Below are 19,366 nucleotides of genomic sequence, written 5' to 3'. Positions count from 1 at the left end.
GTCATTCCTTAAAGTGCCTCGGTGGCCTGTGCGGCCGGGAAAATTTCGTCGACGGTGGCGCTCAGCTTGCCGGAAGCCACGCGGATGCGCAGCGGCTCGCCGGGGTGCAGTTGATCGGCGGTGCGCACCACCGTGCCATCCTCGCGCTGGGTGACTGAATATCCGCGGTCCAGCGTCTGCTGCGGGGAGAGGGTGCGCATCTGCGCGCGCAGATGGCCGATTTCATCGTGGGCGCGTTGCACGCGATGCCGGATCAGCGCCATCGAGCGTTCCCGCCAGCGCCCCAGATCCTCGGCCCGCGCGTCGATCATTGCCTGCGGGTTGGCCAGCACCGGACGCTGGCGCAACGCCGTAATCGTCTGCGCCTCGCGTTGCAGCAAGTTGTTGATCGCCCGGTCCAGTCGCTGGCGTGAGAGCTCGATGCCGGCGAACTCCTCATTCAAATCCGGGACGATGCGCTTGGCTGCGTCCGTCGGCGTCGAAGCGCGCAGATCGGCCACGTCGTCGAGGATGGGCCGGTCCGCCTCGTGCCCGATGGCCGAAACCACCGGGGTAGTGGCGGCGAAGACATCGCGAATGAGTTCCTCGTTGGAAAAAGGCAGCAGGTCTTCCAGTGCGCCGCCGCCGCGGGCGATCACGATGACATCGACATCCGGGTCTGCATCCAGGGCGGATAGTGCTGCACGCACCTGGGGGACCGCGTCGTTTCCCTGCACCGCGGTGTTGATAATGCGAAAGCGCACGGCCGGCCAGCGCAGCGTCGCGTTGCGCACCACGTCTTTTTCGGCGTCCGAGTCGCGGCCGGTGATCAATCCGATGGTGCGCGGCAGGACCGGAAGCGGCATTTTATGCTCGGGATCAAAAAGACCCTCTGCGCCCAGCGCCTGGCGCAGGCGTTCCAGGCGCAGAAGCAGCTCGCCCAAGCCCACCGGTCGCAGGTCCGTGGCGTTCAGCGAGAGCCGCCCGGTTTTCGCGTAGAGGCTCGGCTTGACCCGGGCGACCACGCGCGAGCCGACTTCCGGAGTGGTCTCCAGCTTGCGCATCACCGAGGACCAGACGGTTACCGAGAAGGAGTTGTCCACGTCCACATCGCGCAGCGTCAGGTAGCCGTGGCCATTGCGCACATTCGCTTCCAACAGCTGACCCTCGACCCAGGTGAAGGGAGAGTTCTCGATGTGGATTTTCAGTTTTTCGGTCAGTATGCGCAGCGGCCAGGGGTTTTCGGCACTGGTCTCCGCGGCCGTTGCCGGCATGGTGCGCGGCGCTTCTGGTGACATGGGTCCTCTCCTGCAAAGCCGGGGCACGGCTGTGATTAAACGTGCCGGTGGCTCAAGAGAGACTATCGCATATTACAGACCGTTCGCCGGATTGCCGGTCGCCGGGCGCAGTGCGTGACGGTTGAAGTGCAGATCTCGTTTCGGGTGAAAATTGTCCAAGTTTCGTGGGCAGTTAGGGGAGTGCGGCGTGTTTTCTAACGATTGGGATAATCCTGAGTGAAGCCGTTGTGCGCAAGGGGACAGGGGAGGACAGTGTGCGTTAACTGGGGAAAGTTTCATAGAAGGATGCATGATCATGCGGTGGCAATTGGGGAAGAAAAATCTCGTAGGTTCCTCCGCCGTGGCCTGTTTGGCCTTGGGCGTGATGGTGGGCGCGGCGCCCTTAGCCGCCGCGGCTCCGGTTACCGTGAACTCGGCGATAGCGGTAGCTGCAGAGCTATCAATTGACCTTCCCGCCAAGGTCCGCACCACAGACAATCTCAATCTGCGCTCCGGTTCCTCCACGGCCTATCGGGTCCTGGTTTCGATTCCCAAAGGCACCGCCGTACCGGTGTCCGGTCGAGCCTCCAACGGTTGGTACAAGGTCAGTTACGCAGGGCATACGGGTTACGTCAGCGGCTCATACGTGGTCGCTGCCACCGTGCGCACCTTGGACAGCTTGAACATGCGCAGCGGCGCATCGGCCTCATACAATATTTTGGTGACAATTCCGAGCGGAACCACCGTTGCCGCTTATGCGAGAGCGAGCAACGGGTGGTACAAGGTCAGCTATGCAGGGCGAACCGGTTGGGTCAGTGGCAGCTACGTCACGACCTACCCGAAACCCCCATCGGCCCCGCAATCCACCGGCCCGAATCGAACCGGGCGGGTGGTGCTGACCTTCGACGATTGCCCGAGCAGTTTGAGCTCCTTCAAATCGGTCATCGCCTACGCTGCAACCAATAACTTCGGTTTAGTGCTCGCCCCAACGGGTAATTGCCTCAACTCGTACAAGTCCAGCGCTGGAGTGGATCTCGCGGCCTTGGCCCGGGCCAAGGGCCAGTGGGTCATCAACCATTCGATCAGCCATCCTGATCTGCGTCCGCTCAGCTGCCTGCAGGTGGGCGCCCAGTTGGGCGGCAGCGGAGTGCATACGAACTTCGGCCGGCCACCCTACGGTGCCATAGATTCCAGCGTGCGCTGCGGCTACGACAGCCGCGGCATGAAAATTTGGACCTGGTCCAGAGACACCAGAGATTGGGAAGTGAAATCCAAGTCGATCACCGTGGCGCGGGCCGCGGCGGCCAATCCCGGGGACACGGTGTTGATGCATATGCAATGGTACGGATTCTCAGCCGATGCGTTGAAGCAGATCAAGGCCAAGCTGGCGCAACGCGGGGTGAATGTGTGCCGGGCCTATCACGGCACCGATGGCGTGGGTGCCGTGGTGCGGACCCCGGTAAAGCTGCCCAGTTCGCTGCCGTGCTAGCGCGAAAAGAGCACGTGGAGGCTAAACTCACAGCCCTCACGGGGTGGCACGCATCATATGAGCATGCGCTAACTTGCGCCGGGTTCGTAGACTAGAGGTATGGCTACTTCCACTTCTGTCCCGGTCTCGTTGCCGATCCCTCGGATTCCGCGTATTCGCCGCACTCCCGAGCAGATCGCAGCCGCCTCCTCGCAGGTCACCGAACGCAAGGTTCTGCTCGCCGCCCCGCGCGGCTACTGCGCCGGCGTAGACCGCGCGGTCATCGCGGTCGAGAAAGCCCTGGAGCACTACGGTGCCCCGGTGTACGTGCGCAAGCAGATCGTGCACAACGTGCATGTGGTCTCCGAACTTGAATCCCGCGGCGCGATCTTCGTGGAGGAGAACGAAGAGGTGCCCACCGGCGCGCTCGTGGTGTTCTCCGCCCACGGCGTCTCCCCGGCGGTAGTGCAGTCCGCCGAGGACCGCGGCCTGCGCACCATCGACGCGACCTGCCCGCTGGTCACCAAGGTGCACCGCGAGGCCGTGCGCTTCGCGAAGAACGACTACGAAATCCTGCTGATCGGCCACGAAGGGCACGAAGAGGTCGAGGGCACCTACGGCGAAGCGCCGGAAGTCACCACCATCGTGAACAACCCGGAAGAAGCCGACACCGTGCAGGTGAAGGACCCGGACAAGCTCATCTGGCTCTCGCAGACCACGCTGAGCGTGGACGAGACCATGGAGATCGTGCGCCGCCTGCGCAAGCGCTTCCCGAACCTGCAGGATCCGCCCAGCGATGACATCTGCTACGCGACCACCAACCGGCAGGCGGCGATCAAGGAGATCGCCCCGAGCTCGGAACTTGTGATCGTGGTTGGTTCGGCCAACTCGTCGAACTCGGTGCGCCTGGTCGAGGTTGCGCTGGACCACGGAGCGAAGGCGGCCTACCGGGTGGACTTCGCCAACGAGGTGGACGAGACCTGGTTCGAAGGCGTCTCCAGCGTGGGCGTGACCTCCGGCGCTTCGGTGCCAGATGTGCTCGTCCAGGAGGTGCTGGCCCTGCTCGCCGACTACGGTTTCACCGACGTCGAGGAGATCACCACCGCCCAGGAAGACATCATCTTCTCGCTGCCTAAGGAAATCCGCGGCAAGCTCAAGGAATCCGGCGATGACGCCCGGGCCCTGGGCGGCCGGCGCTCCTCCACAGAAACCCGCTAAGCACTTCATTTCTCGCATCTTCTAAGCAAAGGTAGAATTTCCTCCCGTGGCTCTTACTATCGGAATCGTCGGACTGCCCAATGTCGGCAAGTCCACCATGTTCAACGCGCTGACTCGTGCCCAGGTACTGGCGGCCAACTACCCGTTCGCGACCATCGAACCTAACGTGGGCGTCGTCCCGCTGCCGGACGCGCGGCTGAAGGTGCTCTCCGGAATCTTCGGTTCCGAGCGCATCCTGCCAGCTACGGTGTCCTTCGTGGACATCGCCGGCATCGTGAAGGGCGCTTCGGAAGGTGAAGGCCTGGGCAATAAGTTCCTCGCCACCATCCGCGAAGCCGACGCGATCTGCCAGGTCACCCGCGCGTTCGTCAACGACGACGTGATCCACGTGAACGGCAAGGTTGATCCAGCCTCGGATATCGAGACGATCGCCACCGAGCTGATCCTCGCCGACATGCAGACCATCGAGAACCAGCTGCCGCGCCTGGAGAAGGAGCTGCGTACCAAGAAGATCGAGAAGTCCTTCGTGGACGCGGTGCTCAACGCGCAGAAGATCCTCGAAGAGGGCAAGACCCTGTACTCCGCGGCCAAGACCGACGGGGTGGACCTCGAAGAGCTCGCACCAATGCAGCTGATGACCACCAAGCCATTCATCTACGTGTTCAACACCGATGAGGCTGGCCTGGCCGACACCGAGATGCAGGCTAAGCTCTCGGCGCTGGTTGCACCGGCCGAGGCGATCTTCCTGGACGCGCAGTTCGAATCCGAACTCGCCGAGCTGGAAGAAGACGAAGCGGCAGAGATGATGGAAGATGCGGGCATCGTCGAGTCCGGTCTGGGCAAGCTGGCTCGCGTCGGCTTCGACACCCTGGGTCTGCAGACCTACCTGACCGCTGGCCCGAAGGAAACCCGCGCCTGGACCATCAACAAGGGCGCTACCGCTCCCGAGGCTGCCGGCGTCATCCACACCGACTTCCAGCGCGGCTTCATCAAGGCCGAGGTTGTCGGCTTCGAGGACCTGGTTGAGGTCGGCTCGATCGCCAACGCCAAGTCTGCGGGCAAGGCGCGCATCGAAGGCAAGGAATACATCATGAAGGACGGCGACGTGGTGGAGTTCCGCTTCAACGTTTAGCACCCGTCCTCTTGAACCTCTTGCGAATGCGTCGGATCCGATTGTCGGGTCCGGCGCATTTGTCTCCGCAATCGGGGTATTGAATCCGTGACTCGTCTTCAGATTCAGGATCAATGATTTGATCAATCGGAAGTGCTGTGCCCATCGACAGAGGAACAGTCTCGATCCTATTCTGTTGCTGAGCGCGCGGTGAAGGAGTCCTGCGGTGATGGGAGGTGTTCAGCCCGTCCATGACGTTTATCAAGGACGGCCAGATCGGTCCTGGCGTGTCTGCCATGGTGAAGACTCTGACAGGTACTGGTATGGGCGGCTGGATACTCTAGGCCTGGTTGTGTACGCTGACAGGACCGTTGAGTGATGAGATCCTGTGTGAGGCGGTAAAGGGTCACCCCGAGCGTGCCTTCACATTTACCTCCTGCGCCACTCAACACCACACCCTCCTGGCAGAGGAATAGAACTCCCAGGCGGCCCGGAGGGTCGCGTAGTGGGGTAGAAATCCAATAGCTGCGGTTTGTATGGACAGAAGGGGAGTGCCATGGAGAAGAAGCAGGGTCGCGATTTGCCTTCGAGACGGATGGTCACGGCCGATGATGAGGGCCTTGCCGTGGCTTCTGAGCGCATAGGGGAGATACTTGGTCGAATGAACGAGGGGGAGAACCCGAGGGATTACGTGCTTCGTGGCCCGGCGATAATCGCCGAGCATGCCCAAATGATCGCGGAGTCGTTGAAGGACGCTGACGCCTTCGACGTGATCGAGCTCATGCGGATGCGCGAGATGCCGATGATCCTCGAGGGCTACCGCGAAAGCCTTGCTGATCAGATGCCGACAGCGGTCGAACTCGTTGCGCTCATTCTGCTCGCCAGGGGGCAGCGCGCGCCTTTGTCGACGCCGACGAGCAAGACCCGCCCTGCGGGATTCATTCCCGACCTGCACGAACGGGCGCGGGAAATGCTGACTTTGGGCTCCTTCGCCCTATTCAGTTCGGGTGAGCGAAACGAATTCGGGCCACTGACCATGTTGTCCGCCCAATTCGTCAGCCACGATCTGACAGTGCAGTTCATGCAGTACGCGCATATCCATGACGAGATCAACGAAGAGCTGTTCTCATCGCGCCACCTCGGTGAATTGCTCCTCGAGACGCTTGGGTTCAGCTACGAGGACCTCTGCGCTGTGCGTGAGGCAATCGTTCGCGTCCACGGGGAGAAGTTCTTCGCCATCCGCGACACCGTCGGCGAGATGTTCGAGCAGCGTGCCGAGAAGAAGAACGATCCTGCGTTTGAAACGGACGCGCGCTCCGCTCTGGTGAGCATGCTGGAGCTCCCTGGAGAGCGCGCAACCCTCACTGTTCAAGAGATTGCCGAAGCGTCGTGCGTGCCGGCAAATCGGACCCAGTCCGTTCTGGATCGGTTCAGCCTGTCGTTCAACGGCGCTGACGATGCGCTTGCCGTAGTGACGAAGTTTCTGGGCGGCGATAACCCGTTCCGCTCCGCGTCGTTGGTCAAGGACGCCGACGGTAACTACATCCTGACAGGCAAGCCGATCGGCACCGACTGCTTCCGTCAGGTCGTCGAACAGGCGCTCAAGGCGGTCCCCGCAAAGTTTCGCCGTTATGAGAAGCGCCGCATGTTCGTGAGCGAGGGGCTCGCTCTGAAGCGCCTGGCCGCCCTTCTGGGCTCAGACGCAGCCCACGCGAACCTCAAATACTTCCGCGCCAATCCGGGCATCGACATTTCTGAGCTCGGACCCGATGCGCAGGACATCAATTCGATCGCCGAGCAGACTGAAGCAGACGGGCTGTTCATCATCGAGGATGTCGCGATTTGCGTAGAAGTGAAGGCAAAGAGCATCTCCAGTCACGCGCGGCGTGGGCATGTCCAGAGGTTGTCTGCTGACCTGCGGGAAACGGTCGGGAGCGCGACCGACCAGGCGCTCAGGCTTGAGAACCATATCCGAACCAATCACGGGCTGTGGCTTGAGAATCGCGAATGGCTGGATCTCTCGGAAATCCGCGAGATTCGCTCGGTGACCGTCTTCCTCGACGACTTCGGCCCGCTTTCCACTGCCTTGGACGAACTCGTGCGTGCCAAGGTGGTGGGAAGTGACCGTTTCCCTTGGCTCGTGACGTTGCACGACCTGAGCGTCATTGCCGAGGTCATCGATAGGCCCGCGGAGTTCCTGCTCTATCTGCGACGTCGCACAGAGTCAGAAGTGTCGCTGAAGTTCTCAGCCGTCGACGAGCTCGATCTCTTTATGCTGTTTCTTTCGGGCGGCTTGTGGGTTGAACCGGACCCTGATCGGGTAAGCGAAGAGTTCCTTGGCGTCGCGCCTTCTACGGGCAAAAAGCGTCGCCGGTATCAGGAGTCGGCTGTTCCGACGCGAGTGATGACTCAAACCGATGAGCTGGACGCTTGGGTCTACTTTCAGGAAGGCTCGAGCGATGTAGAAGCCGAGAAGCCTTCCTTCGACGTTCTGCCGGGCATCGCCCGGATTGTAGACTTCCTTCAGGATGGGCACAAGCCAGGGTGGTTCCGCTTCAGCGCTGACCTGTTGAACCTTGCGGAGGAGTCGCAGGAGTCGCTGGGGGACATGGTCGAACGCTTGGCATTGATGACTCGGCATGACGGTCTCCACCATAACTCGATGATGGCGTTCGCCGGAGCGTGGGGCTACCCGACGTTGTTCATGGGCTCGAAACCTCGAAAGATGTCTATCCAAGAGGCCAGCACCCGGCTCGCGGCCTACGGATTCGCGAAGAAGCACCAGATTCAGTCGGATCGTGCGCTCATGGTGGTCTTCGATGAGGAGCAGCGCATCGGATCGATCCGTTATGAAAACTCGCCTCCGGTGGAGAACAAACAGCTTGACGGCTTAATTGCGGAAATGGGCCTCATCCCTCTGGCCGACATGAGGCGTCCGATCCCACCATCGGCGCGAAGTGCGACCGCCAGGCTGAATCCGAGACGGAAGCCGAAGAAGAAGGGTAAGCGAGGACGCTAACGACAACCACTCGCAATACCGCACGCAAAGGTTGCTAACCGCGGCGACGTCGTGGAGTTTAGATTTAATGTCTGATCGAGTTATTCTCGCATGGTCACTGCGCAGCTGTGGCCTACTAAACCGATATGTATAGCTGGACAATCGCGTGGGGAGATGTGCCGACGTGGATTGGTGCCATCGGTACTCTCGGGGCAGTCTTCTGCGCCGTTTTTCTCTATTCGGGTAGCCTTAGGGACCGCAGGCAAGCGCAGGCGCGCCTTGTCGCTCCGGTTGGAGGCGCAGTACCGGTTCAAGTGCTACCAGGAGCACCGGTGGAGAAAGAATGTAGTGGGCCGGTGGGCCTCCTTGGTGTGGGTACCGATCGACGGGCAGTCGTGACTTCCGAAGCCTACATGGCTAAAGTGCGACTGGTTTCAGCGAGCGACGAAACATTCTCGGACTTACGTGCCGCGCTTATCCTCGAAGATGGGTTTGAAGTCAAATTCTCCCTAAGTTTTAGCGCGGTTGTGCCGCATGAGGAGAAAAACTCTACTAACTACTTTTATCCAGGAGAAATCTCCGGCCACATGCGAGTGCGTCTCCATTTCCGAGACGCGAATGGGCGTTATTGGGAGCGAATCAACGGTGAACCTGTTCGCGAGCTCCGTCGCCGTAGCGAGGCATCAATGGAGTCCAATGCCGAACTTAGGGGCGGTCGTGGTGTCTAGAAGAAGGTAGCGTCGGCTTCGCCATTCCGAAGAAGCGGGAAGAGTGATGCTGAGATTAAATAGACTGGGTCGCTTATCTGGCCGAAGCGGCGCGTGACGGACAACCGTGAGATCTTCACGCCCGCGTGGCTGGCTGAGGCCTAGTTCAACGTCATTAGGGCGCGATCGATTCGTGCGTCTTGGTACTGGCGCGACAATCATTTGAGGATGGAACCCGAACACCACGTGGGCTTCGCCATATGGCTCGCAACCAGACATGCCGTCATAGCCGTCGTTGACAGGATTGGCGGGGGACGAAGCTCAACGCTCAGCAGCCGTGATCAAACTCGACTATTCGACTGCTACGGTGCTCCGTAACCGGGCCGAACTTACCAGTTTAGGATTATCACCGGGGACTATAAATACCACATTGGTACTGAACTTACCCACCGTCGCCGCGTCAACTGGAAGGGATCCCTGAACAGGGAAGAAATGAGCTTCGCCTTGGCCTCTCCGGCCGGTTCGCTGAAGACGGTATTCCAATTGACCGCGCACCCCGCCGAGCTGGCCGCCCTCGCGCAGCTGGCATACTAGGTGATCAACCGATCGCCCAAGTGATCTCCGCCCAGGTCGAGGACCAGGTCGTGTTCCATTTGGAGAAGCAGCTCGTAGACTTCCTAGTCCACAATAGGCACGGCACCGTCCTAGGCCGGGAATGCGACCTCTACGAGGAGTACGGCCAGCCGGTCGGCCAGCAGTACCCGACCGACACTCGGCCCATGGACGCCCTCGCCATCAGCAAGGACAAGATCTGACTCCTCCTCGTCGAACTGAAACAGGGAAGGTCCAGCGACGACGTCTTCGGCCAGATGCAGCGCTACATGGGGTTCGAACCGGAAGCCTTGCTCGAAGCCGGACAGAGCGTTGTGGATGTCATCATCGCCCAGGAGGACGACCTGAAAATCCATAGGGACCTGTCCATCGCCCGGAACATCCGGTTCATGGTGTACCGGCTTGAATTCCATCTGGAATCCTGACTGCGTTCTCCTTCTGACGACGAGCGTGGCCGCTTGCAGTTACGGCTCCCAGCCCTGCTATGCAACTTGGTTCGAAATGCGAAATTCGGTCATCATAAGTTGACAGATCAAGGTCTCCTGACGGTTGGGCCAGCTACACCCGAAGATCCAGGGGTCCGGTTCCACGACCACAATCATCCTCTCGATACCATGACACCATATACGACTTCTCACCTGCAACGGACCTCGTTTCGCATCCTCGTTCTATCCATAGCCCAATGGCCGTGAATCAGGTGCCGTCCGAGAAAGGAATCTACGGTTGGCTGTTTTCGCCTGGTAGCCTTCCGGTCCCGGACGCGCCATACGCTTGTACCTGCGGGTACGAGCTTTTGTGTATCGGCATTGCTCCAAGAGAGCCAAGCACCAAGGGGTAGGAAAGCGCCAGTCGGCTTCGCTCCCGCCAAAGGAATCTTTCCAGAGACGACGCATCTTGGTCTACATTGCGGCTCACCCTCGTCGTCCTGCTGGCCGAGGAACTAGACCTTTCTCTCGGTCTTCACGATGGACGCTTGAACTAGGGGAGGGATGGCGAAGCTCGGCTGACTGATTGGATCAACGCCAACGCTCGTCTGGCATGGGTGGAGAACCAGAAGCCGTGGGCTGTTGAGGACGAGATGCTTCTGCATGCAACTTGAGCCCTCAACATTGACGGAAGAATGGATGCGTTCTCACAGAAGTTGAAGGATCGTAGAACCATGACGCGCAGCACTGCTCGCGAAAGCATCTGAGTCGTCGGCGGTACGCTGGCTGAGGGATCTGGATCCGAACTAGCGCGCTTGGTAGAAGGCCACTGTGGAAGCGCTGGCCAACTCGCTCGGGACCCCCTCGTCAGTGAGAATATAGCCAGCGCAGAACACAATGGCCATGGTGGCGAGACGGTGTGCCTCCAAGTCATTGTCGATGTGAGGAGGCTTGCCCACGCCCATCGTGTCATCACTCTCGGCGGGGGCGTAGCGACCTGCCAAGAACCCCGATGCGTGTGCCCAAGTCGAGTCTTCACGCCACAAACGGTAAATCACCCCGAGGTTTAGTTCCGTGGCCTTGACGGCTTCAGTCAGATTCTTCGCCTGCTCTCGCATGGCCTTCTCACTTGAAGTGTCCAGAACGAATTCCTCCATCGCGGCGATGTCAATGTCCGAGGGGATGCCCATCGATTGCATATGGGTGTGCGTCGTCTTTTCCGTCGAGCGTCCATTGGCAAGCATCGTGTCTGCAGCCTTCGCGCGTTCTGACCGATCTATGCCCGCCAACCAGAGCAACCGCACAGCCAGTTCCCAGAACGCGCGCCGGTTCGGAGCAGTGGCGTGCCCCATCCCCCCTTTCGTAAGGATAGCGATGACCCTGCTCTGTTCAAAGGCCGCACGCATCCACCCGACCGCGAATTGGTTGACACGGGACAGTGGCACCTCACTGAGGTCAACCGCAAGAACGGCATCCGCTGAACGAAGCGCGAAGTCGGCATTTATCAGGTACTTGGGGCGCGCATGCTGTGCCCGTCGGTCTTTCTTCGATCTTCTGCCACTCATGTCATCACTGTATATGCGGCGGGTGACTGCTGTCAGCGTCACCGGGACGACGAGTTGCCATCTCCAATGCGAGCTACTGCGACAGGCGCTCACAAATCTAGAGGCGCTTCTTACTACGCTTTCTGAAGCGTAAGTGCGTCGACCATTTCCGTTCGGATTTTTCCTAGTTTCTATGCAGCGCTTTTTGCGCGCGTCTTGGGCATACGCGGAACAAGCATGGACGAAGCGTTTTCTATCTAGGCGTTGGACTCCGGGTGTGATTCTCGTGCTGAGAGACAAAAGTCGTCGTTTATCTTGATGACGAGAGCCACGCTCAGACGCAGCGCGATGATATAAGTGTGAAAGTGAGCATCCTCACCGTCCGCGTTGGACTGCGACCCGTGTAGGTACTTGTTTCGCAGTTTGGGCCCATTGCCGAACTCCACCTCGTTGAGAAAGTAGTTGAAGTACATCGCTTCGGCATTTGTCAACAATGAGGAAGACCTAGTTGCCCAGCCCTTTGCGACCATAGCGTCCGCCTCTGATCGCCCGGCTCCAGAGAGGTGGTAATAGCTGGCTGCTTGGGTGTCGAACAGCGCCTTGAGGATCAGGAATTGCTCCATATTCATGAGCTGAACCTCCATTCCAGTGTCCTCAAGAATTCCCTGCTTGATGAGGAAGTCGACGCGTGGCCTCTGATGATCTTCGAAGTCGCTGTACTTGACCCGATTTTCCACGAGAAGTCTAGCTACGTTGTCTGCGTTTAGGTTCTCGTTGATGTAGTTCAGTGGCGACTGGTCAGAGAACAAAAGATGAAGGATACCTGTAATCTCATCTCCGTCGGATGGATACAGGTACTTGCCGTCGAGTAGGCTTGGTAGCTCCTTGTATCGGACCAGTTCGGACCCCATAGTGAGGAGATCTCGGTCGAGCTCACCGTCTTGGACGAACAGATCGAACTGGTTTGCGATGCTTTCCATTTCAATGAACAGGTGCCTCGCCTTCTGAAGGTAAGAGGTCACTTTAGCTGACGGCATGAATGAGAAGTTCGGGGCCCCGAACTCTTCGACAAGGTACTCCCCGAAGAACCAGGAAATGATCTGTTCGAGGTCAATGTCCTTCGACTCCAGGAAATGGAGATACAGACGAGTCTGGAGTAGCGTCCTCACGTCGATAGATTGAAACGCAGCACCGATCTTGTACTCGGTCTTTCCCGTGGTACCCATGATCCGTTCCATGACACCCAGATTCGCCGGGTATGCAGGAAGAGTCAGCAGAACTTGATGGTTCACAAATTCGAACAGATGTTGAAAGTTGTTGAGGATACTCGGATTGTCGCTGGTGTTTTCCAGCCACTGTCTGCTGAATGTGTACCGGGAAACCAAGCCCTCTGAGTCGTCCATCTCGAACACGACCGGTTCATCTTGGGTTTCGGAGATGCTCATTTCGCATCCAGTCCTTAGTCCTTTGTTCTCACGGAAGAACTTCGCCGTCATCTCATCGTTGCGCCGCTTCGCTCGCAGCTTGAGTTTGGCGTTGATTCCTGCCCGGGTGTTTTCTTTGGCGGTTGCAATCAGACCTAGATAGTTTGAGTTCACGTCTGTGCTGTCGACATAACGCTGCAGCAGTTTTCGAGCGTCGACCGACGTGAGGCTTCGTGGAAGATGTATTTCTTCTCGAACGTCCGCTTGCAGATACTTTCGTACAAGGTGCTCGGCATTTCGAGGTGATTCAAGTATTTCCTTTCGCATTTCGGCGTCGTAGGCTTCAACCAGTCTTTTGCTGGTGAGCAATTTGCCTAGACCTATGCCTGCCGTGGCCAACACGGGAAGAACTGTCTTGGCGTCGCTACGTGCGAAGGCTTTGTTTCTACCTAGTAAGTCCAGAAAGTCTGCGTGATATTCGAGGCCGATACCAACCACTACGGATGCAAAATTCGTGTTGTTGACCGCCGAGAAGAACCGCGCTATCGTGCTTCGCATCTGGGGAATCTGGTTCTTTGCCTTGTTTCGCTCCTCGTCGTTGTAAGCGATCGGCAAGAGCCCATGTTCGAGGTACTGCTGCACGTTGTGGAGTTCTAGGATGTCCTCAGTGCTCGTTGGGACATCCTTAGAGTCGAACCGCTCGACGATCTCAGCCAGACGTGGCATATGGAATCCCGCTGCCATATCATGTACACCATAGAACTTAACTCGCCGCGGGGCTGTGTTCTCTTCACTCACTTGCTGACCTCACTCCAGTTATCGCAACTCAAACAACCTTATTGTGACGCATTTGTACGACAGTATGTGGCCGCGACGGTAGCCTCGCATCTAGAGCTTTTGAACCGCGCCCGTTTTCCGCAGGACTCCGTACTTTCGCGTTCATCAGAGTCGAGCCGCCCCGCTTCATTGTGTGACTTATGATCGCGTCCGAGTTACGCGTAGTCGCCAGATGCTTCTGCCCGCCGGAGTCAGCGTGCGCACGCGGTAGCTCAAAGAATCCGGGCTCTCTGACTAGTTACATTTCAGAGGTTGCTACGTACCGGAACTTGGTGGAGTTCCGCTTCAACGTCTAGATTCTTCGCCTGCACTCAGTGGAAGTGCCGCCCTCCGTGAAAACGAATGAGGGCGGCATTTCTTGTCGATGGATCAAAGATTGTGCCGGCTCATTGGGCACTAAGCGCATCCTGTGCGACGCAATCCGTCACGTTAAGCTCAGTTCTTCGCGGAGAATGCTGATAAATGAGGGGAAGCCCGGTTAATAGACCCGCCGAACCTCCTGGGGCCAGCCGCAAGCCGCGGCGATCTTCCCGGCCCACATTTTTGCAACAGCATCGTCGGCGACATCGATGATTGTTAAACCGCCGATGTACGCCTCGGTGGGGGCAACTGGGCCGTCGGTGATCAACAATGTTCCGCTCGTCGCGTCGGCACTGAACGCGGCGTTGATGTCTTCATCCACGCCGGCGGCGAACACGTACGCACCTGCGTCTTTGATCTCGTTCACCACATCGTTGGCCAAGGGTCCACGCGAAGCAAACCATTTCTCGCTGTGGTTTCCGACCCACTGCTGGTTGAAGTAAATCATGTATTGAGTCATGGCAGCTCCTTGCCGAGTGCATCGTGTGATCCAAACAATATACTGCTTGCGCGCTATGAGGGTCGGTATCTGGGCTCGCGTAATGATTGAGCTCCACATGGGTTTCATGTCGTCTCCCGGTACGAGGGCGGGGTTGTTGAGCATCTGATTGTCCTTCCGAGGGGGAGCGTCCAGAACTTCGCGCAAGTGCAGGCCACCTACACCAGCGACACCACAGCTGACGTGAACCAATGGGTCGACGGGGGCCTCGTCAAGCAATGGACCGTCGAAGCGACTCCTGAGACCGTGTCACAGGCTGCCAAAGCGATGAACGATATCTCGACGACCAACGCCGGTCTGTAGCGCAGCCCGCCGCGGATGGCGGCGTGATCAAGTTTCTCAACGCACTTGGAATCACGCCTATGGCTGCCATGATCATGATCTCCACCAGTGCAGCCTTCTGCACTGTTACCGTGAGAACAGATTGCATCATCTGCGTGGCTGGCTTCACTGCTGTTGCCGGCAGATCCGTCGGACGGTGTTTGAGTGGTATCAGCTAGTTACGAGAAAGGGTCGATTAAATGACAACGAATCGGAACAAGTCGTCCACCGCAAGGAAGAGGGCCGTCGTGATGTTTCTCTTCCTGGCAGTGGCCGCGATCAACCTGCCTCGCGTCCCTCAACTCGTCGACTACACCGTGGTCGGCTGGGCTGTTGGAGGAGCACTGCTGATAGGGGCACTTGTGCTTGCGATCAGCAATTATCGAATCGACACGAAGGCCAGCACTTCGAAATAGCCGGTGATGGTCGTCAAGAACAGAACCGAATCATTCAAGAGCCCGTGTGACCAGAGCTACGGTCGCAGAGGTTTCTGTTTTGCATTTCTAAGGTGGTGTACCGCATCTGCACGCGTGGAGTACACGGCGGTAGCGGGCGCGCCGACTTGTGCGTGGAGGAGCGCTGGTCAAGGGAGCCGAACCATGGCTGAGTTCCGATCCGAGGTCTCATCGAGTTGCGTTTCAACTTCTGCCGGACCAGTGCGCTGGCGGCAGTAGGATCGGTATATGGATGTGGAGCATGAGGTTGAGGAGCTTTATCTCGCGGGCGGCTGCCTCTGGGGTGTGCAGGCATTTATCACGACGCTGACCGGCGTGACGTTCACCGAGGCTGGAAGGGCCAACGGCACCAGCCAGCGCATCGACAGCGACTACGACGGGTATGCCGAATGCGTACGAACAAGATTCGATCCAATGGTTGTGAGTGTCGAGCAGCTGATGGCCTACCTCTTCGAGATCATCGACCCCTACAGTGTGAACAAACAGGGACCGGACCTCGGCCAGAAGTATCGCACTGGCGTGTATTCCACTACGCCGGTCCACCTCGAAAAGGCTCGGGCCTTCATCGCGGCAAGGGATGATGCTGAGCGCATCGCCGTCGAGGTGCTGCCACTTGCCAATCATGTGCGAAGCGCCGAAGAGCATCAGGATCGGCTCGCGCGTTTCCCTGAGGATTCCTGCCATCTGGACACGGAATTATTGACTAAGTACCAAAGGTGAGGTCGATCTACGCGGTGGAGGGCAGCGACCATCCTCATGGTGGTCTGTGCTGTAACCAGATGGAGCTCATATTCAAAGTCTAGATATTCTTAGCTCAATGCCTTCGGTCTGCTTCCGCTTCATCAGCTGAATCGCAAAGGACGTTCCGACAGAAGAAAGTCGTAGTCCTTGCTCCGCTAAGGAACACCCCTACCGTTGTTGAGGTACTCAACGGTTCTATATTTGGGAGGAATTCTTGGTGAGAAAAATTTCACGGGTTGCCATACAACGCGTGGCGCTATATCTCGCTATCTCCGTTTTTGGCATGGCCTTGCTGGTTGGGGTCTATTGCTTGATATCGGGCAGAACGCCGCTAGAAGCTTTAGGGAATCTTTGGATTGCATTGTTGATCGCTTTCGGAACGGCTGTGGTGACTGCGTTGCGCGATCAGAGGGACGAGTGCACCGTTAGTTCTCAAGAAACAAGCAGCGAGTGAAGCGGTGATTTTTTATAGCTCTACAGGGGTGGGCGAAACTGACGACAGAGCGCGGACCGATGGCATTAAGCAGCGGGAATTAGTTGTTACTGTCTGCCGATGAAATTGAAGGTGTACTCAGTAGTCAACGGCATGTAGCCGGGGTGATTTTCGAATGGCATGTAGTCCAGGGACTGAAGGTAACCGTCGACAATCCAAAGATCTAAGTGTCCCAAAGCTATTTCGTTTTGCATCACGGTTGCAGAGGAGAACGGTCCGCCGACGTGGCTGATACGGCTGCAATTGGTCCTATTGGTGACTGCGATAAGGAAGCATTCGCACTCATCGAATTGGAACCCGTCCCAGCGGGCAAACTGCAACTGTTGACGTGCTTTTGCTGATTCAGCGTCGGTGCCACTGCAGAGCAATGCGAGGATGCCGCGTTCGGCTTGGCTGAGTTCTTCGCCGTTGCTGCGGCTAGTACGGGGGCGCATATGGGCAGGCTATGTCATGGTGCAATTGCACGGCAAATACGCCGACACCTAGACCTGCAAAAATTGCCGCGACAGGCTCACCAGTTGGTAACTCAGCGATCGTGGCGGAGAATTTTTAACATCAGTTGTTTGGCTTCGAACGACTGATGTTGAACTGCTAGCCGCTGACATCTACTTGGTCATAATGTAACTGCCCTACGCCCTGAGTCCGGGGGTCTCCGAGGGCATCGGCCGCGGGTGCCACAACAACGATACGAAGCGTGAACTTGCGAAGTCGGAACAGTTGTTCGCTTAGCCTAGTTCGTTTAGAACAACGGCCAAGGCACTGCTGGCATCTCGCCGCTCGGACGCGGGAACTGACCTGCGGAAAGCAACTTTTCGCAGCGCTGCGCAAGTGATGTGAGTTCGTTGGCGGTGAGTAGTTCCCCCAGCTTTTGCCCTAGCTCACCGTGTAGTCCTTCGCTAATGCGAGTGACGCCCTCGTGCTCCTCGTCGGTAAGTGCTTCGCCTATCCAGCCCCACAACACCGTGCGCAACTTGTGCTCGCGGTGAAAGGTGAGTCCATGGTCCACTCCGTACCGGTGGCCACCGGTCATCGCCAGGATGTGGTTGCCTTTGCGGTCGGCGTTGTTAATGATGACATCGAATACCGCCATGCGTCGCAACGCGGGGGAGTCCTCATGAACGAGGGCGAGCAGTTCTCCATTCTCGCCGCGTCCTTGAAAAACCTGCTTCCAACCAGACTGGGGACCACTACCGGCAGGAACCAGATCAATAGCGTTTTCATCGCGATCTTGCTCCTGCCAAAGTTGCACCATTCCTTCTCCGAACTGACCATCACGCAGCCAGGTGTGGGGCACGATATTCCACCCCAAGGCTTCGGAGACCAGATAGGAGGCGACCTCTCGGTGAGCCAGTGCTCCGTCGGGGAAATCCCACAGCGGGCTTTCGCCGGCGATCGGCTTATAAACGACCACCGTCTCGCCGATGTTGCCAAGAAAAGTCGCGTTTGACGCGGTGGTGATCCGGCCGGTGAGCGTCAGCTCGGTGGTCTTAAGGTCTGGAATTGGCATTAGTTCTCGGGAAGGGTGCAGGTGTGTCCATCGGCATCCACCGGATAGCCGCACAGCAGGCACATCGGACGCCCGGCATCGACGATCTCGCGGGTGCGCTTGGCGAATGCGCGGGCTGTGCCCACCGGCATCCGGACGCGCAGCATTTCGGTCTCCTCAGCCTCGTCGGGGTGAAGCGACTCCTCGCCGATCTGCGCATCGGGATCTTCATCGGGGAGGGGATGGGCCTCGATCACGATCTGGGACGTGGATGGGTCCCAGCCCAGGCTCATTGCGCCAGCGCGGAACTGCTCTTGGTCCTCTTCAATCGGGTCATTGTCGACAAGTTCAGGGGGAGTGCCGGTGGGTATGCTGAAGGGGTTGCCGTCTACGGTGAGGAGCTGGTCGAGAATGTCATCGATATTCTCCGCGAGCTGAGCCGACTGCTGCTTTTCCAGTACGATGCTCACAAGCTGCTTGCCCGCGCGCACCTGAAGGTAGAACGTACGCGACCCTGGAAGGCCGGTGACGCCAACGACGACCCGATCGGGCCAGGAAAATTCGTGAATACGTGTAGGCATATGAATATTCTAGGCTCCTGAAGTCCGTGGTGTCTGTTGCCCTGCGCCGCCGCCCACCGGGGCATCGGCCGAATGGATGCCCTTGGCCAGCCACGACAGATCACCCGCATCGGTGTTCATCGCGTAGACGCTTGGCCGACCAGCGCCGTAGCGCACGATCGATATGGAGGCGGGGCCCACGTTGATGCGCTGGAACAGGTCGAGGTGCATGCCGAGCGCGTCAGCGAGAACTGACTTGATGATATCCCCGTGGCTGACCGCCGCCCACACGGCCTCAGGCCCGTGCTCAGCTTCAAAAGCCGCATCGTGGCGCCGGATCGCCGCGACTGATCGCGCCTGCATCTGTGCCATGGATTCACCGCCGGGAAAGGTGACTGCTGAGGGTTGCGACTGCACCACGGGCCAGAGGTCTTCGGTTGCCAGCTCGCTGAGCGTGCGGCCTTGCCACTGGCCGTAGTCGCATTCGATGAGATCAAGCTCGGTGGGCGCGTAGGGAGCGCCAGCCTGGCGGTCCAGAATGTACCGTGCGGTTTGCTGACAACGCTCAAGAGGGCTTGAGACCAACCCGGCTAAGGGCACTCGGGCGAGCCGCTCCCCGGCCAGTGCCGCCTGATCCATCCCGGTCTGATCCAGATTGACGCCGGACGCCCGGCCGGCCAACAGGCCCGTGGCGTTGGCGGTGGTGCGGCCGTGCCGCACGAGAAGAACTGTTGCCATCCACCCAGCCTATCCATTTGCCGTTGGCAAACACAGCGACCGTTCCGTTGTTGCCCGGGACGAAATCATGTAACTGCAAGGATTGGCGAAAGCTGAGCTTCTATGTCGAATGC

General features: G+C 58.6%; 18 protein-coding genes. 10 read left to right on the top strand and 8 right to left on the bottom strand.

Annotation, left to right across the window (positions count from 1 at the left end; genetic code table 11):
• Positions 1-8: 8 nt before the first annotated feature.
• Positions 9-1,277, bottom strand: a complete 1,269-nt coding sequence (xseA, locus tag LG294_RS12140; protein WP_404286064.1) for an exodeoxyribonuclease VII large subunit — start codon at positions 1,275-1,277, stop codon at positions 9-11.
• 295 nt (positions 1,278-1,572) lie between these two features.
• Between xseA and LG294_RS12135 the strand changes: the two genes are divergently transcribed.
• From LG294_RS12135 to LG294_RS12100, 8 genes are all read left to right on the top strand, one after another.
• Complete coding sequence (locus tag LG294_RS12135) at positions 1,573-2,745, top strand: SH3 domain-containing protein (protein WP_404286062.1); 1,173 nt, start codon at positions 1,573-1,575, stop codon at positions 2,743-2,745.
• A 99-nt stretch (positions 2,746-2,844) separates the two neighbouring features.
• Positions 2,845-3,942 (top strand): 4-hydroxy-3-methylbut-2-enyl diphosphate reductase, encoded by a 1,098-nt coding sequence (locus LG294_RS12130; RefSeq protein WP_404286060.1) that lies wholly within the window; start codon positions 2,845-2,847, stop codon positions 3,940-3,942.
• Between the two features lie 46 nt (positions 3,943-3,988).
• The gene (gene ychF / locus LG294_RS12125; protein WP_404286058.1) at positions 3,989-5,074 is read left to right on the top strand and encodes a redox-regulated ATPase YchF; all 1,086 of its coding nucleotides are present in this window, start codon (positions 3,989-3,991) and stop codon (positions 5,072-5,074) included.
• 535 nt (positions 5,075-5,609) lie between these two features.
• Complete coding sequence (locus tag LG294_RS12120) at positions 5,610-8,072, top strand: hypothetical protein (RefSeq protein ID WP_404286056.1); 2,463 nt, start codon at positions 5,610-5,612, stop codon at positions 8,070-8,072.
• Positions 8,073-8,446: 374 nt separating this feature from the next.
• On the top strand, positions 8,447-8,779 hold the full coding sequence (locus LG294_RS12115) for a hypothetical protein (protein ID WP_404286054.1): 333 nt from the start codon (positions 8,447-8,449) through the stop codon (positions 8,777-8,779).
• Between the two features lie 593 nt (positions 8,780-9,372).
• Entirely contained in the window at positions 9,373-9,573 is a 201-nt protein-coding gene (locus LG294_RS12110) for a hypothetical protein (RefSeq protein WP_404286052.1), read from the top strand.
• 66 nt (positions 9,574-9,639) lie between these two features.
• Positions 9,640-9,795 carry a hypothetical protein gene (locus tag LG294_RS12105; protein WP_404286050.1) on the top strand — a complete coding sequence of 52 codons (156 nt, stop codon included), beginning with the start codon at positions 9,640-9,642 and terminating at the stop codon, positions 9,793-9,795.
• 578 nt (positions 9,796-10,373) lie between these two features.
• Positions 10,374-10,469: a hypothetical protein gene (locus tag LG294_RS12100; protein WP_404291746.1), complete on the top strand. Its 96-nt coding sequence runs from the start codon at positions 10,374-10,376 to the stop codon at positions 10,467-10,469.
• Between the two features lie 132 nt (positions 10,470-10,601).
• Here the strand turns inward: LG294_RS12100 and LG294_RS12095 are convergent, their stop codons facing one another.
• The 3 genes from LG294_RS12095 to LG294_RS12085 form a co-directional block, all read right to left on the bottom strand.
• Positions 10,602-11,360: a hypothetical protein gene (locus tag LG294_RS12095; protein WP_404286048.1), complete on the bottom strand. Its 759-nt coding sequence runs from the start codon at positions 11,358-11,360 to the stop codon at positions 10,602-10,604.
• A gap of 236 nt (positions 11,361-11,596) precedes the next feature.
• On the bottom strand, positions 11,597-13,561 hold the full coding sequence (locus tag LG294_RS12090) for a hypothetical protein (RefSeq protein WP_404286046.1): 1,965 nt from the start codon (positions 13,559-13,561) through the stop codon (positions 11,597-11,599).
• A gap of 517 nt (positions 13,562-14,078) precedes the next feature.
• Positions 14,079-14,420, bottom strand: coding sequence for a YciI family protein (locus LG294_RS12085; protein WP_404286044.1), 342 nt, complete (start codon positions 14,418-14,420; stop codon positions 14,079-14,081).
• A gap of 608 nt (positions 14,421-15,028) precedes the next feature.
• On the opposite strand from LG294_RS12085, the gene LG294_RS12080 reads away from it, so the two are divergent.
• Positions 15,029-15,196, top strand: a complete 168-nt coding sequence (locus LG294_RS12080; RefSeq protein WP_404286042.1) for a hypothetical protein — start codon at positions 15,029-15,031, stop codon at positions 15,194-15,196.
• Between the two features lie 267 nt (positions 15,197-15,463).
• Positions 15,464-15,955, top strand: coding sequence for a peptide-methionine (S)-S-oxide reductase (locus LG294_RS12075; RefSeq protein ID WP_404286040.1), 492 nt, complete (start codon positions 15,464-15,466; stop codon positions 15,953-15,955).
• A gap of 561 nt (positions 15,956-16,516) precedes the next feature.
• Here LG294_RS12075 and LG294_RS12070 read toward each other — a convergent pair.
• The 4 genes from LG294_RS12070 to LG294_RS12055 all read right to left on the bottom strand — a co-directional run bounded on the left by LG294_RS12070 (position 16,517) and on the right by LG294_RS12055 (position 19,253).
• Positions 16,517-16,903: a hypothetical protein gene (locus tag LG294_RS12070; protein WP_404286039.1), complete on the bottom strand. Its 387-nt coding sequence runs from the start codon at positions 16,901-16,903 to the stop codon at positions 16,517-16,519.
• Between the two features lie 305 nt (positions 16,904-17,208).
• Entirely contained in the window at positions 17,209-17,976 is a 768-nt protein-coding gene (locus LG294_RS12065) for an SCO1664 family protein (RefSeq protein WP_404286037.1), read from the bottom strand.
• Entirely contained in the window at positions 17,976-18,536 is a 561-nt protein-coding gene (locus tag LG294_RS12060; protein WP_404286035.1) for a DUF3090 domain-containing protein, read from the bottom strand. The genes LG294_RS12065 and LG294_RS12060 overlap by 1 nt, the downstream gene beginning before the upstream one ends.
• Before the next feature lie 9 nt (positions 18,537-18,545).
• Positions 18,546-19,253, bottom strand: a complete 708-nt coding sequence (locus LG294_RS12055; protein WP_404286033.1) for a histidine phosphatase family protein — start codon at positions 19,251-19,253, stop codon at positions 18,546-18,548.
• Positions 19,254-19,366: the final 113 nt, after the last annotated feature.

The sequence above is a fragment of the Glutamicibacter arilaitensis genome, from assembly GCF_044793945.1.
GTDB classification, from domain to species: Bacteria; Actinomycetota; Actinomycetes; order Actinomycetales; family Micrococcaceae; genus Glutamicibacter; species Glutamicibacter arilaitensis_B.
The sequence above is the reverse complement of the archived record's forward strand: the minus strand, read 5'-3'. Positions and strand labels throughout refer to the sequence as shown.

Excerpts from the sequence above, each read along its gene's own strand:
- LG294_RS12060 (WP_404286035.1), bottom strand. The coding sequence starts at position 18,536 with ATGCCTACACGTATTCACGAATTTTCCTGGCCCGATCGGGTCGTCGTT.
- LG294_RS12075 (WP_404286040.1), top strand. The coding sequence starts at position 15,464 with ATGGATGTGGAGCATGAGGTTGAGGAGCTTTATCTCGCGGGCGGCTGC.
- LG294_RS12070 (WP_404286039.1), bottom strand. The coding sequence starts at position 16,903 with ATGCGCCCCCGTACTAGCCGCAGCAACGGCGAAGAACTCAGCCAAGCC.
- xseA (WP_404286064.1), bottom strand. The coding sequence starts at position 1,277 with ATGTCACCAGAAGCGCCGCGCACCATGCCGGCAACGGCCGCGGAGACC.
- LG294_RS12135 (WP_404286062.1), top strand. The coding sequence starts at position 1,573 with ATGCGGTGGCAATTGGGGAAGAAAAATCTCGTAGGTTCCTCCGCCGTG.
- LG294_RS12085 (WP_404286044.1), bottom strand. The coding sequence starts at position 14,420 with ATGACTCAATACATGATTTACTTCAACCAGCAGTGGGTCGGAAACCAC.
- LG294_RS12120 (WP_404286056.1), top strand. The coding sequence starts at position 5,610 with ATGGAGAAGAAGCAGGGTCGCGATTTGCCTTCGAGACGGATGGTCACG.
- LG294_RS12095 (WP_404286048.1), bottom strand. The coding sequence starts at position 11,360 with ATGAGTGGCAGAAGATCGAAGAAAGACCGACGGGCACAGCATGCGCGC.
- LG294_RS12065 (WP_404286037.1), bottom strand. The coding sequence starts at position 17,976 with ATGCCAATTCCAGACCTTAAGACCACCGAGCTGACGCTCACCGGCCGG.
- LG294_RS12130 (WP_404286060.1), top strand. The coding sequence starts at position 2,845 with ATGGCTACTTCCACTTCTGTCCCGGTCTCGTTGCCGATCCCTCGGATT.
- LG294_RS12105 (WP_404286050.1), top strand. The coding sequence starts at position 9,640 with ATGGGGTTCGAACCGGAAGCCTTGCTCGAAGCCGGACAGAGCGTTGTG.
- LG294_RS12055 (WP_404286033.1), bottom strand. The coding sequence starts at position 19,253 with ATGGCAACAGTTCTTCTCGTGCGGCACGGCCGCACCACCGCCAACGCC.